The organism is Psychroflexus gondwanensis ACAM 44, assembly GCF_000355905.1.
In the GTDB taxonomy this organism is placed as follows: domain Bacteria; phylum Bacteroidota; class Bacteroidia; order Flavobacteriales; family Flavobacteriaceae; genus Psychroflexus; species Psychroflexus gondwanensis.
In genome coordinates this window covers 96,546-109,388 of sequence record NZ_APLF01000001.1, presented here as the reverse complement: position 1 = coordinate 109,388, position 12,843 = coordinate 96,546, and the positions used below count along the sequence as shown (strand labels likewise).

At 37.5% G+C, this 12,843-nt stretch carries 14 protein-coding genes; 12 read left to right on the top strand and 2 right to left on the bottom strand.

The window, feature by feature from the left end; translation table 11 throughout:
- Window positions 1-72: 72 nt before the first annotated feature.
- From PGOND44_RS00505 to PGOND44_RS00470, 8 genes are all read left to right on the top strand, one after another.
- On the top strand, window positions 73-615 hold the full coding sequence (locus PGOND44_RS00505; RefSeq protein WP_003434693.1) for a hypothetical protein: 543 nt from the start codon (window positions 73-75) through the stop codon (window positions 613-615).
- A 50-nt stretch (window positions 616-665) separates the two neighbouring features.
- A complete protein-coding gene (locus PGOND44_RS00500) occupies window positions 666-1,277 on the top strand; it encodes a hypothetical protein (protein ID WP_003434691.1) in 612 nt (203 codons plus the stop codon).
- Window positions 1,278-1,383: 106 nt separating this feature from the next.
- A complete protein-coding gene (locus tag PGOND44_RS00495; protein ID WP_003434688.1) occupies window positions 1,384-2,280 on the top strand; it encodes a S66 peptidase family protein in 897 nt (298 codons plus the stop codon).
- 2 nt (window positions 2,281-2,282) lie between these two features.
- The gene (locus tag PGOND44_RS00490; RefSeq protein ID WP_003434686.1) at window positions 2,283-2,645 is read left to right on the top strand and encodes a YraN family protein; all 363 of its coding nucleotides are present in this window, start codon (window positions 2,283-2,285) and stop codon (window positions 2,643-2,645) included.
- Window positions 2,646-2,656: 11 nt separating this feature from the next.
- Window positions 2,657-3,670, top strand: a complete 1,014-nt coding sequence (locus PGOND44_RS00485) for a pirin family protein (RefSeq protein ID WP_003434683.1) — start codon at window positions 2,657-2,659, stop codon at window positions 3,668-3,670.
- Between the two features lie 126 nt (window positions 3,671-3,796).
- Window positions 3,797-4,192 (top strand): hypothetical protein, encoded by a 396-nt coding sequence (locus PGOND44_RS00480; RefSeq protein ID WP_003434677.1) that lies wholly within the window; start codon window positions 3,797-3,799, stop codon window positions 4,190-4,192.
- A 62-nt stretch (window positions 4,193-4,254) separates the two neighbouring features.
- Window positions 4,255-4,497, top strand: coding sequence for a DUF6364 family protein (locus PGOND44_RS00475; RefSeq protein WP_003434674.1), 243 nt, complete (start codon window positions 4,255-4,257; stop codon window positions 4,495-4,497).
- Window positions 4,494-4,907: a type II toxin-antitoxin system VapC family toxin gene (locus PGOND44_RS00470; protein WP_003434673.1), complete on the top strand. Its 414-nt coding sequence runs from the start codon at window positions 4,494-4,496 to the stop codon at window positions 4,905-4,907. Before PGOND44_RS00475 ends, PGOND44_RS00470 begins: the two co-directional genes overlap by 4 nt.
- Before the next feature lie 223 nt (window positions 4,908-5,130).
- On the opposite strand, the gene PGOND44_RS00465 is transcribed toward PGOND44_RS00470, so the two are convergent.
- Together PGOND44_RS00465 and PGOND44_RS00460 are read right to left on the bottom strand one after the other, a co-directional pair.
- On the bottom strand, window positions 5,131-6,804 hold the full coding sequence (locus tag PGOND44_RS00465) for a glutamine--tRNA ligase/YqeY domain fusion protein (protein ID WP_003434671.1): 1,674 nt from the start codon (window positions 6,802-6,804) through the stop codon (window positions 5,131-5,133).
- A 178-nt stretch (window positions 6,805-6,982) separates the two neighbouring features.
- Window positions 6,983-7,735 carry a DeoR/GlpR family DNA-binding transcription regulator gene (locus tag PGOND44_RS00460; RefSeq protein WP_003434667.1) on the bottom strand — a complete coding sequence of 251 codons (753 nt, stop codon included), beginning with the start codon at window positions 7,733-7,735 and terminating at the stop codon, window positions 6,983-6,985.
- 198 nt (window positions 7,736-7,933) lie between these two features.
- On the opposite strand from PGOND44_RS00460, the gene PGOND44_RS00455 reads away from it, so the two are divergent.
- From PGOND44_RS00455 to PGOND44_RS00440, 4 genes are read left to right on the top strand one after another with little or no spacing between them, the layout of a single operon-like run.
- Window positions 7,934-9,511, top strand: a complete 1,578-nt coding sequence (locus PGOND44_RS00455; RefSeq protein WP_003434664.1) for a glycerol-3-phosphate dehydrogenase/oxidase — start codon at window positions 7,934-7,936, stop codon at window positions 9,509-9,511.
- A 57-nt stretch (window positions 9,512-9,568) separates the two neighbouring features.
- The gene (gene glpK, locus PGOND44_RS00450) at window positions 9,569-11,065 is read left to right on the top strand and encodes a glycerol kinase GlpK (protein WP_003434662.1); all 1,497 of its coding nucleotides are present in this window, start codon (window positions 9,569-9,571) and stop codon (window positions 11,063-11,065) included.
- 2 nt (window positions 11,066-11,067) lie between these two features.
- Entirely contained in the window at window positions 11,068-11,799 is a 732-nt protein-coding gene (locus PGOND44_RS00445) for an MIP/aquaporin family protein (protein ID WP_003434660.1), read from the top strand.
- A 9-nt stretch (window positions 11,800-11,808) separates the two neighbouring features.
- Window positions 11,809-12,609, top strand: coding sequence for a hypothetical protein (locus PGOND44_RS00440; RefSeq protein WP_236611952.1), 801 nt, complete (start codon window positions 11,809-11,811; stop codon window positions 12,607-12,609).
- Window positions 12,610-12,843 lie beyond the last annotated feature (234 nt).

Below are 12,843 nucleotides of genomic sequence, written 5' to 3'. Positions count from 1 at the left end.
ATAATATGAGTGAAAAAGCCATTGAATTATATAGAAATAAATATATTTGAATCTAATCTAAAACGTCCAATTATGAAACTTATCTCAAAACTTTGCCTTACGGCGCTAATCCTAACGTTCTCTTTTTCATGTAGCAGTGATGACGACGCTACTCCTCCCATTGAAAATGAAAACTTTTTAAAAGTTGGAAATCAAGAATTTGAACTCAAGTCTGGGTTATATCAAACCGATACCTTAGAAGATGGGCTTTATGCTTTTGGAATTATTTTATACGACACCAACGTAAGTATAATAGATGGTGAGCCAACACCAGAAGACAATATAGTTAATGGTATTTCTTTTGAAATTTATACAGATAATAGTACTAAGCCAGACCTTGGTGAATACATTTTTACAGGAGCTTCCAATCCAGGCGTAAACACGCTTGCCGCAGCATCCATTTTATCCAATATAAATATTGAAAACCAAACAGGGCAGATTGTTGAAATTGAAGTTGGTATACTAGAAATTGTAGAAAATGCTAATGAGTATGTCCTTAATTTTACGGGTATTGATGAGGAGGATAATGAAATCTCGATAAACTTTAGAGGTCCTCTAACTTTAGTTGAAAATTAAACTATTGTTTCCTGATTTTTAAACTTCATCAATAACCCTCCACACTTATTATGAAAACCATTTTTATCACATTTTTCAGCCTCCTATTTGTATACCAAATATCCGCTCAAGATCAAAGTAACTTGGCCCCTGCAAGCGTGGAAAAATCAATTTACGGCGTCCAAATTGGGTTTCTAGGGGCTTGGCTGTATAGCGAAAGCCGACTTAATGATGAATTTGCCTTAAGAAGTCAAGTAGGTTTTGATTTTAGAGTAGAAGGTTTTAGAGAATTTGAGTCGTTTGGACCCAATAGTGACTTTTATGGAATATTCCATTTAAGCTTAGAACCCAGATGGTATTATAATTTAGACAAAAGACTAAAAAAAGGAAAAAACATCGATCGTAATAGCGGGAACTTTGTTGCTTTACTAGCCTCTTTAAACTTGGAAAGTGTGTCTTTTACAACCAATGATAGGATAAGAAGTTTAGATCAAATCAGATTTGTTCCCAAATGGGGAATTAGACGAAGTTTAGGTAAACATATTTCTTATGAAGCTGGTTTTGGATTTGGTTACGCTTTCTTCTTGAATAACACAGAAAGAACTGGGTTTTTTCCATTTAGGAATGAAAGAACTGGTGATTTTACAGCAGACATTCACTTAAGAATTGGATTTGATCTATAAAATTTACTACTTTTAAGTGATGGATTTATAACTTCTCGATACTTTTTTATGGCTTCAATTAAACCATAGAATTACTAGAGGTGATAAACAATTTACGAATTCGAATATGAGTCTTCCACCACCACTCCAAACTGGCGACCAAGTCGCCATTATAGCCACTGCAAGATGTATTTCTAAAGCAGAGATACAGCCTGCGATTGACCTATTAAAAAGTTGGGGGCTCAAGCCTATTTTAGGCTCTAGCATTGGTCTACAAGAGCACCAATTTGCGGGAAGCGACCAAGAGCGGGCTAAGGATTTTCAAGACCAACTGGATCATCCAGACATCAAAGCGATTTGGTGCGCAAGGGGCGGGTATGGTTCTGTAAGACTCATTGACCATATTGACTTTTCTAGTTTAAAAAAACAACCCAAGTGGATTATTGGTTATTCAGACGTGACGGCTATTCATCTGCATTTGCAAAGTTTAAGCTTTGCCAGTCTTCATGCCCAAATGGCGCTAGGCATTGAGATCAAATCCAGCTCTACCTCAATTCAGCTTCAAAAGGTGTTATTTGGAGATGATGCTAGTATCTACTCAAAAAATATTCATCCCTTACAAAAGAATGGAGTAGCCTCTGGTGAAATCATAGGTGGAAACTTATCTGTACTCTATTCCATATTAGGGAGTTCGTCTACTCCTAGCTTTGAAGGAAAAATCTTGTTCCTTGAAGATCTCGATGAATACCTTTATCATATCGATAGAATGATGCAAAGCTTAAAACGCAGCGGCGTTTTAAAGGTGATTAAAGGTCTTATTGTTGGGGGCATGACAGATATGAATGATAATACCATACCCTTCGGGAAAACCGCCGAAGAAACCATTTCTGAAGCTGTTCAAGATTATAATTATCCTGTTTGTTTTCACTTTCCAGCAGGACACACACATGCTAATTTGCCCCTTATTTTTGGTAAAGTCGCAAGACTTGAGGTGTCTTCGAGTCAAATTCAGCTAACCTATTAATCATGGCAGAGCACAATGAACTTGGGAAAAAGGGAGAGAAAGAAGCGGTAAAGTTTCTTCGAGCAAAAGGCTACACTATTTTAGAAACTAATTATGTCTACGATAAAGCAGAAGTCGACATTATTGCCAAAACGGGTGAAACCTTAGTGGTTGTGGAAGTCAAAACCAGAAGTACACCCGAGTTTGGAGACCCGCAAGATTTTGTAAAGCCCGCACAAATCAAAAGATTGGTAAAAGCCATTGATTTTTACATCAATGATAAAGACCTCGACCTAGAAGTAAGGTTTGATATTGTGGCCATTATTAAAAATAAATTAGGAGAACGTATAGAGCATTTGGAAGATGCTTTTTATTACTTTGAATAAATATAAAGAGGATGAGTGATGTTATTTTAAAAGTTAAGGCCCTTGGTTTTCATTGGGAAACTAAAGACCCTTTTATGTTTTGTGCTTTTCATCAGGATCAATTTCCGAAAGGAGAAGTCAATCTTGGTCCTTCCAAGGAAGGCTTAAAAGATCGGTTTTTGGGAAATGATTTTCATAAGAAAGACGGTTGGCGAATGTATCACGGGAAAGAAGTACCAGGATTTCCTTACCATCCCCATGCCGGTTTTGAAACTATTACTTTGGTAGAAAAAGGCTTTGCAGACCACTCAGATTCTATGGGGGCCAAAGGGCGATTTGGGCAAGGGGATGCGCAGTGGATGACCGCAGGTAAAGGCGTTTTACATTCTGAAATGTTTCCACTTATAAATCAAGACAGAGAAAATCCTCTTTTATTATTTCAAATTTGGTTGAATTTACCCAAGCGTTCCAAAAAAGTAGACCCTCACTACAAAATGCTTTGGCATGAAGATATTCCTATTGTTGAAGAAAAAGATGAGCATGGAAAAACCATAAGAGTTAAAGTTATCGCTGGAAAATACAAGTCAGAAAAAGCTTTGGATCCCACTCCAGATTCTCTGGCAGCAGAAGACAATACCGATATCCAAATCTGGAGAATTAGCTTAGAAGAGGGGGCGGAGTTTATACTTCCTACTGGAGAAGCCGAGAGTAACCGCATTTTGTTTTTTTATGAAGGCGATCAAATTAAAACCGAAGGGTTTGAGATTCCTGCTGGTCATTCCTTAGATCTTGAGGCGTCTCAAGAACTCAAGCTCGTGAATGGTAATAAAAAAGCTGAGCTACTTCTGCTACAAGGGAAGCCCATCAACGAACCTGTTGTTCAGCAAGGCCCTTTTGTGGCCAATTCTCCTGAAGAAATGCATGACATCATAAGAGAGTACCAACGCACCCAATTTGGAGGTTGGCCGTGGCCCAAAGCAGAATTTACGCACGGAGACAAAGGACGTTTTGCTTTATTTGCCGATGGAAATTTGGTAGAGAAATAAGAAACAGACTCAGAACTGCCTTAACTAGCAGCTCTGACCAAGCCCGACTGGCAAAAAGCATGCTCTCCAATGGAGAGATAAACAAGCATCTTGATATCAAGGTGTCGAGAAATTGAAGCATTTATTATGAAAAAAATAGTCCTCCTTTTAATTGTTAGTCTAAGTTTAATCTCCTGTGAGCATTTATGGAATAACGATGATGACGGTTTTTATTATCCATTTCCTGAGGAACCAATCACTTTATTTGAAATCAATATAGGGAGTTCTGGTGATAGTGTCGCAGAAACGAGCTTAGGCAATTTTGCGGACAACAGAAGTGCTGTTTTCCAAATTCGGGGTCAGCATTACACGATAAGTGAACTAGACCGAAATCCCGATACTGGAGAAATTATCTTTAGATACCAACCTCGTCGAGGCTTTGTGGGCGAAGATTATGTTGAAATCATCGCTCCAACAGATGGAGGTGGAAATCAAATTTTTGAAAGTAAAACTCTTGAATTTTATATTAAAGTGACTGATTGACAGAGATATTAAATCAATATCTTACGTAATTAAATATTATATTTGTACGTAAATTTATAATCATGGATAAAAAACTCACATTAAGTCTTAATGAGAATATCATTGAAACGGCAAAACGTTATGCAAAATCAAATAAAACCAGCCTTTCCAAATTAATTGAATCCTATTTAAATTCTATAACTGAAGAAAGAAAAGAAAGTGAAATTACTCCACTTGTAAAAAGCCTTAGTGGTGTTATATCCATACCTGATGATTTTGACGAAAAACAAGAGTATACTAGCTTTTTGATGGATAAATACAAATGAAAAGGCTGCTAATCGACACTAACATCGTCATAGATTTGCTTTCCAAGAGGAAAGAGTTTTATGAAGATGCTGCCCATTTATTTTCGAAGGCAGATAAGAAAGAATTAAACTTGTGCATTTCATCATTAACTTTTGCCAATACAAATTACATACTTACAAAATTGAAATCTTCGAAAGAATCAAGAGAGATTTTAAGAAAATTTAAAGTCCTCGTAGAGCTTTTGGTTTTGGATGATAAGATAACGGAACTAGCTCTAAGCGATGAGAATTTTCCTGACTTTGAAGATGGGCTTCAATACTATTCAGCTATAGAAAATGATATTGACATCATTATTACCAGGAATAAAAAAGATTTTAAAAATTCAAAATTACCCGTTTTAACGGCTAAAGAATATTTAGCAAGCACATAAAAATAATTTGTTTGAAAATTATAAATTTATCACCTTGTCTCAATGCTTCGGGAGTTTAAGGGCCTTCAAACTTATTAACAACACTATGGGATATGGGATTCTTAAATAAAAACTCCCTATTAGATGCATACAGTTAGTTTTATAACGATACACTTAACTGTTTTAAAAGATTTTGCTGATGGAAATTCGGTTAAAAAAAGCGAGATGAAAATCTCGCTTTTTTTTAATTATTCTTCCAGCTATCCCTCAACGTCACCGTTCTATTAAAAACCAGCTTATCTTCTGTAGACTCTCTGTCCACACAGAAATATCCTATGCGCTGAAATTGGAATTTGTCTTCCACTTTTGCAGACTTTAAGCTGGGCTCTACATAAGCTTTGCTGACCTGTAAAGAATCAGGATTCACAAAATCTAAAAAGTCTTTGTCTTTATCTGCCATAGGATCTTCCACAGAGAACAATCTATCGTAAAGTCTTACCTCTACTTCTTTGGCATGAGGAATAGACACCCAGTGCAGAGTTCCTTTCACTTTTCGTTGAGAAGCCTCTGTGCCGCTCCCGCTTTTTGTGTCTGGATCATAGGTACAATGCACCTCCAAAATAGTTCCATTTTCATCTTTCACTACCTCTTGAGCTTTGATGATAAAAGCGTTTTTCAAACGTACCTCTTTGCCTAATTTCAATCGGAAAAACTTACGGTTAGCTTCCTCTTTAAAGTCTTCTTGTTCAATATATAGTTCTCTAGAAAAAGGAACTTCACGTTCTCCAGCAGACTCATCTTCTTGGTTGTTTTCTGCAACAAGCCACTCTTCTTTTCCTTCTGGATAGTTAGTAATAATCAATTTCAAAGGATCCATCACACCCATTACTCGTGGTGCTTTTTTGTTGAGATCATCTCTCACACAAAATTCAAGATGCGCTACATCTATCATATTTTCTCGCTTACCTATCCCTATACTCTCAGCAAAATTGCGAATAGATTCTGGTGTGTAGCCTCGTCGTCGCAAGCCCGAAATAGTTGGCATCCTAGGATCATCCCAAGAATTAACGATGTTTTGCTCTACCAGTTGCGCTAACTTTCGTTTACTAACCACGGTATGGCTTAAGTTTCGTCTTGCAAACTCTCTTTGTTTTGGGACAAGCTCACCGGGTTGACTTACGCGATCGATGAACCAATTGTAAAGCTCACGGTGAGGTAAAAATTCTAGGGTACAAAAAGAATGAGAAATAGATTCTATAAAATCCGATTCCCCATGAGCCCAATCGTACATAGGGTAAATCTTCCAATCATCTCCTGTACGGTGATGTGCCTTGTGTAAACAGCGGTACATCACAGGGTCACGCATAATCATATTGGGAGAAGCCATATCAATTTTAGCTCGAATTACATGCGCTTTTTCGGGGGTTTCTCCATTTTTCATAGCTTCAAAAAGCTCTAAATTTTCTTCTACAGAACGCTGTCTATACGGACTGGCTGTTCCTGGCTGAGTTGGAGTTCCTTTTTGAGTCGCAATATCTTCAGACGATTGGCTGTCCACATAAGCATCACCCGCTTTAATTAACTCGACCGCCCAGTCGTACAATTTCTGAAAATAGTCTGAAGCATAACATTCCTCTGCCCATTCAAAACCAAGCCATTTAACATCAGACTTAATAGACTCTACGTAAACCGTTTCCTCTTTGATAGGATTGGTATCATCAAATCTTAAGTTGACAGGCGCATTATACTTTAAGCCCAAACCAAAGTTTAAACAAATTGATGAAGCATGACCTATATGCAAAAACCCGTTAGGTTCCGGAGGAAACCGGAATTTAAGATCACTTACTTTATAGTCGGTTTTCAAATCTTCTTCAATAATCTGCTCGATGAAGTTCAACGATTTTTTTTCTTCAGACATAATTAAAAATTAGATCGCAAATTTACTTAAAATCAATTTCATATCTAGAAGGGTATAAATAAGATTTTGAAGGGTTTATTCTGAATTTAGAAATCGTTTATTTTATACTAAAGTTAATGAGCTTAAGGCTGAAAAACTAATTTCAACCTTTGCCCATTCAGCTGTTCTTCTGAAGACTTTATACCAAAGTCAATTGGATGCCAAGGTCTCTGAGTTCTTGAGCCAAGGTGCTACTGATTCCAGAATCGGTGATAATGTGATGAATTTCAGAGATACCACAAATTTTTCCAAAGCCCTTTCGGTTGAATTTAGAGGAGTCTGCCAGAATAATAATTTTTTGAGCCGACTCAATCATCGTCTTATTCAGCATCGCTTCGCCTAGGTTTGTAGTAGTACACCCATAATTTATATCGATACCGTCTACCCCAAGAAATAAAAGGTTGCAGGAAATATTTTCCAAGATCGCCTGAGAAAAATGACCGGTCACCGATGAAGAGCTATGCCTTACATTTCCTCCCAACTGAAGGATATCGTAATAAGGAGACTTGGTGAGTTCTAGCGAAACATTAAGTGAAGAGGTGGTTACATTGAGATTGCCCTCAATATTTATAGCTTTAGCCAAGGATTGCATGGTAGTCCCAGATCCTATCATGATAGAGTCCTCTGGCTTGATCAATTTTACTGCAGCCTCTGCTATTGCATTTTTTTCTTTAATATGGATTTTTTCCTTTTCACTTACGTTCCTATCATTAATGTATGGATTTTCGAAAGTAGCGCCACCGTGAGTCCTAAAAAGAAGGCCTTTGTTTTCAAGCAGTTTCAGATCCTTTCTTATCGTTACGGCGGATACATTGAACATTTCACAAAGTTGGGAAACACCCACATAACCTTCCTTCTGTAATAAATCTAAAATAGCTTGATGTCGTTTCATTTGCATTTCACTTGGAAATTACAAATATAAAGGATATTAAAACACTAATGCCCGCTAGGCTTGTATTTATAGCTTAATCCCTTACAGTATTATCACCAATATAGTTTCATTAAGTTTCGTTTTATACTTATTTTTTATACTTATGCTTTCGTTTTATTATATTTTTATTATATTTGGTTTGTATTAGAAATAAAAAAAATGATAAAACAACAACTTTTCGACAGAAAACACCTCATTAAAAACGCAAAAAAAGTAAAGGAGTGGGATGTTATTATCATAGGGGGAGGATCCACTGGTCTTGGGATCGCTTTAGATAGCGTCACTAGAGGTTATAAAACTCTTCTTCTTGAACAGTTGGATTATGCCAAAGGAACGTCAAGCAGAAGTACTAAGCTTGTCCATGGTGGTGTACGCTATCTTGCACAAGCCAATTTTTCTTTGGTTAAAGAAGCCCTAAAAGAAAGAGGTTTACTAGAGCAAAATGCGCCTCACCTAGTTAAAAATCAAACCTTTTTAATTCCAAACTACACTTGGTGGGAAGGTCCTTATTATACCTTAGGCTTAAAAGCTTACGACTTTCTTGCTGGTAAATTAAGTTTAGGCGCTTCCAAGCATGTGAGTAAAAGTGAAACTATTCGTAAGTTAAAAACAATTAAAAGAGATAAATTGAGAGGGAGTGTTAGTTATCAAGATGGTCAATTTGACGATTCTAGACTCGCCGTAAATATTGCACAGACTGCCATTGAAAAAGGAGGCTCATTACTCAATTATTTCAAAGTCAATAATTTAACGAAAGACTCAAATAATAAAGTATCTGGTGTTATAGCCATCGATCAAGAAACTAAAGAGGAACATACCTTTAAAGGGAAAGCTATTATCAATGCCACAGGAGTATTTGCAGATGATATTTTGCAAATGGACAAACCAGGCTCCAAAAATAGAATACAACCTAGCCAAGGAGTACATTTAGTTTTTGATAAAGAGTTCCTTCCTGGAGAAGATGCTATAATGATACCAAAAACAGATGACGGGAGAGTTCTCTTTGCAGTTCCTTGGCATGACAAAGTGATTGTGGGTACTACAGACGAAATGGTAGATTCTCACACCACAGAGCCTAATGCGACAGAAAAAGAAGTTGATTTTATCCTTGAAACCTTCAACCGTTTTATAGATAAGAAAGCGACACGAGCAGATGTGAAAAGTATATATGCCGGTCTTAGACCACTTGCAGCACCTGAAGATGATGACGGAAAATCTAAGGAGATTTCTAGGGGGCATAAAATCCTAGTTTCAGATACTGGACTCGTATCCATTACGGGGGGTAAATGGACGACCTACAGAAAAATGGCAGAAGATACACTCGATAAAGTCATCGCTTTGAATAAGCTTCCCGAGAAGGAATGTGTAACAGAGCATCTTTTGATTCATGGCGCTATGGAAACTAAGGAAAGAGGAAATCACCTTTATGTTTATGGTACCGATCAAGTCCACCTTAAAACCTTAATACTAGAAGACCCTAGCCTAGGTAAAAAGATTCACCCCGACCTAGAGTTTCTAAATGTGGAAGTTTTATGGGCGGCAAGGCATGAAATGGCCAGAACTGTAGAAGATGTCTTAGCAAGAAGAGTAAGAGTTTTATTTCTAGACGCTAAGCGATCTATTGAAATGGCTCCTAAAGTTGCAGAAATTTTAGCAAAAGAGCTCAATAAAGATAAGCAGTGGATATCCAATCAAGTTGAAGACTATACTCAACTCGCTAAAGGATACATCATGTAATCTTTTAGCAAATCTAAAATACCAACCTTAATCAATAACCCTAAAACATTTAATTCTATGGAGAAGTACATTTTGGCCTTAGATCAAGGAACAACAAGTTCAAGAGCAATTGTGTTTAACAAGAAAGGTGAAATCTATTCTGTTGCTCAGAAAGAATTCACTCAATACTTTCCAAAACCAGGCTGGGTGGAACACGACCCTTTAGAAATTTGGTCTAAACAAGCGGGTGTTGCTGCTGAAGCAACAACCAAAAAAGGACTAAACGGTAAAAATATTGCCGCCATAGGAATCACCAACCAAAGAGAAACAGTTGTCATATGGGATAAACACACTGGAGATCCTATTTATAACGCGATTGTTTGGCAAGATAAACGGACTTCTGACTATTGTGACCAGCTTAAAGCAGACGGTAAAGAAAAGATGATACAAGAAAAAACAGGTCTTGTCATAGATTCATATTTTTCAGGAACTAAGATCAAATGGATTCTCGATAATGTTGAGGGAGCAAGAGAAAAAGCGAAAGCTGGTGATCTTATTCTTGGAACAATGGATTCCTGGTTAATTTGGAACTTTACCAAAGGAGAACTGCATGTAACAGACGTTACCAACGCTTCTAGGACCATGCTTTTTAACATTCATACTATGGACTGGGATGATGATCTCTTGGAATTGTTTGACATCCCCAAAAGCATGCTGCCAGAAGTTAAAGATTCAAGTGAAGTTTATGGGCATACCAAAACCACAGTATTTGCCTCCAAAATTCCTATTGCGGGTATTGCTGGAGATCAAATGGCTGCCTTGTTCGGTCAAATGTGTACAGAAAAAGGAATGGTGAAAAGCACCTATGGAACAGGCTGTTTTATGCTGATGAATATTGGTGATAAACCTATTATTTCAAAAAATAAATTGTTAACTACAGTTGCTTGGAGAATTAATGGTAAAACTGAGTATGCATTAGAAGGGAGCATTTTTATAGGAGGTGCCGTGGTCCAATGGCTAAGAGATGGTTTGGGAATCATAAAAAAATCCCGGGATATTGAAAGCTTAGCGACTTCTGTAGAATCTACAGATGGTGTATATTTTCTTCCTGCATTTGCTGGTATTGGTGCTCCATATTGGGATCAAGAGGCGAAAGGTACTATGTTTGGAATTACAAGAGGAACCACCGATGCCCATATTGCAAGAGCTTCTTTAGAAGCCATAGCTTACCAAACGATGGACATCTTAAAAGCAATGGAAGCCGATTCCGAAATCGATATAGAAGAATTAAGAGTGGATGGTGGCGCCACGGTTAATGACATGTTGATGCAATTTCAATCTGATGTTTTAAACACCACTACTGTAAGACCAAAAGTTATTGAAACCACTGCTTTGGGGGCTGCTTATTTAGCGGGATTGGCGGTTGGTTTTTGGAAAGATATGGAAGAAATTCAGTCTATTTGGAAAGAAGATGTCAAATTTCAACCGACAAAAGACCAAGATAAAATTCAAGAGGGTATCAAAGGTTGGTACAGAGCGATTAATGCCCTCCAATCTTGGAGTAAATCTAAGTAATTATGACACCATTTATAGCAGAAATATTGGGAACAGCTATACTTATTCTTCTTGGAGGAGGAGTGGTTGCTAGTTGCGTGTTAAAAGAAACCAAAAGCAGCGGTTCTGGGTGGATCGTTATTACCACAGGATGGGCTTTAGCTGTTTTTATAGGAGTATTTGTGGCTGCTCCTTATAGCGGAGCACATATTAACCCAGCAGTAACTTTAGCTTTAGCTCTTGAAGGAAGCTTTCCTTGGAAAGATGTGCCTGTCTATATTTTAGCTCAACTTATTGGAGCAATGATAGGCTCTGGAACGGTTTATGCCCTTTTTAAAGATCATTTCGATGCCTCAGATGATGCTGCAGGTAAACGGGCTATCTTTTGTACAGATCCAGCGATTTCGAATACATTCAGGAATTTATTAAGTGAAATTGTTGGGACTTTTGTACTCATCATCGCTGTATTTTATATCACTGGAGCAGAAATACAAAGTGAAAATGGTGTTCCCGTAGGACTTGGAGCTGTTGGCGCTATTCCCATTGCGTTTGTGGTGTGGAGCATCGGTTTATCCTTAGGAGGGCTTACAGGATATGCCATAAACCCTGCAAGAGATTTAGGGCCAAGAATTATGCACTTCCTCCTTCCTATTAAAGGAAAGACTCATAGCAACTGGTCATATTCATGGATCCCCATTATAGGACCATTTATAGGCGCAGCACTAGCTACTTTACTCCATTTAATGCTCAGCTAAAAACTACTTATGATGATTAATTTTATAAAAATAGTAGGACTTTTCATAGTCCTAATCACTACCGCTTTGTCTTACGGTCAAAGAGATTATGGGAGAATTCCAAATTTACCTAAAGAGAGTTTGGAGACCGAAGAAAGCAAAGACTCCTATCGCCCATTTGAATTTAATTTAACCGTAAAAAACATGCACTTATGGCGAGGGTATCGCGTGACAGATGAAGCTATGACCGCCGCTAATTTTTATTACCAATCCAAGAATGGAAAATTTAAAGCTGGACTTTGGGGAGGTGTAGGATTTGCAGGAAATTTTACTGAATTTGACTACTACCTGTCTTACGAGCACAACAACTGGACGTTTGCTATTTGGAATATCAATAATTCCACTGATTTTCCAGAGGCTCAAATTTTCAACTACGACAGAGCTGAAACCTCTCACTTTATAGATGTTTCTATAACTCATAGATTAGAACAAATCCCATTACAGTTTACTTGGAGTACGATAGTTCAAGGCCGGGATACCTATATCAATTCCAATGGCGACTTACGCAATGCTTTCACAAATTACCTAGAAGCTTCCTACATTGTGGCCGATGGTAAAGACTGGAATCTAAGTGTGTATGTAGGCGCTGCATTTTCATTTGTAAGTGATGCTCATTTTTATGGAGATGAAACCGGTTTCAACAATTTTGGACTATCTTATACCAAAAATTTAAAGATCCTAGACAAGTATACTCTTCCTGTAGCAACTACTGCCATGTGGAACAATTTACAAGATTATGGTGCTTTACAAGTCGCCGTTGATTTATTTTAACGCAGCTCACTAGATCAGAATATCGCGTCAGATCTCTTTTGATTTTGGGTTTCGAAAAATTTCAAGTGCAGAATACGTTAGCTCAAAAATGAGCATTCACTTCAACCTTTAGCTGGGCTTTTGAGATCTAATTGAAGGCACCACGAAACAATTTGAATAGTATTTTTTAGCAGTTTTTCGTCTCTACATGAAAAAATAAAAGCCACCTTCACTAACTGAAAGGGACTTTTAAAG

Coding starts and splice junctions, on each gene's coding strand:
- PGOND44_RS00470 (WP_003434673.1), top strand. CDS start 4,494: ATGAAAAGGCTGCTAATCGACACTAACATCGTCATAGATTTGCTTTCC.
- PGOND44_RS00495 (WP_003434688.1), top strand. CDS start 1,384: ATGAGTCTTCCACCACCACTCCAAACTGGCGACCAAGTCGCCATTATA.
- PGOND44_RS00475 (WP_003434674.1), top strand. CDS start 4,255: ATGGATAAAAAACTCACATTAAGTCTTAATGAGAATATCATTGAAACG.
- PGOND44_RS00485 (WP_003434683.1), top strand. CDS start 2,657: ATGAGTGATGTTATTTTAAAAGTTAAGGCCCTTGGTTTTCATTGGGAA.
- PGOND44_RS00460 (WP_003434667.1), bottom strand. CDS start 7,735: ATGAAACGACATCAAGCTATTTTAGATTTATTACAGAAGGAAGGTTAT.
- PGOND44_RS00455 (WP_003434664.1), top strand. CDS start 7,934: ATGATAAAACAACAACTTTTCGACAGAAAACACCTCATTAAAAACGCA.
- PGOND44_RS00440 (WP_236611952.1), top strand. CDS start 11,809: ATGATGATTAATTTTATAAAAATAGTAGGACTTTTCATAGTCCTAATC.
- PGOND44_RS00465 (WP_003434671.1), bottom strand. CDS start 6,804: ATGTCTGAAGAAAAAAAATCGTTGAACTTCATCGAGCAGATTATTGAA.
- PGOND44_RS00480 (WP_003434677.1), top strand. CDS start 3,797: ATGAAAAAAATAGTCCTCCTTTTAATTGTTAGTCTAAGTTTAATCTCC.
- PGOND44_RS00445 (WP_003434660.1), top strand. CDS start 11,068: ATGACACCATTTATAGCAGAAATATTGGGAACAGCTATACTTATTCTT.
- PGOND44_RS00500 (WP_003434691.1), top strand. CDS start 666: ATGAAAACCATTTTTATCACATTTTTCAGCCTCCTATTTGTATACCAA.
- glpK (WP_003434662.1), top strand. CDS start 9,569: ATGGAGAAGTACATTTTGGCCTTAGATCAAGGAACAACAAGTTCAAGA.
- PGOND44_RS00490 (WP_003434686.1), top strand. CDS start 2,283: ATGGCAGAGCACAATGAACTTGGGAAAAAGGGAGAGAAAGAAGCGGTA.
- PGOND44_RS00505 (WP_003434693.1), top strand. CDS start 73: ATGAAACTTATCTCAAAACTTTGCCTTACGGCGCTAATCCTAACGTTC.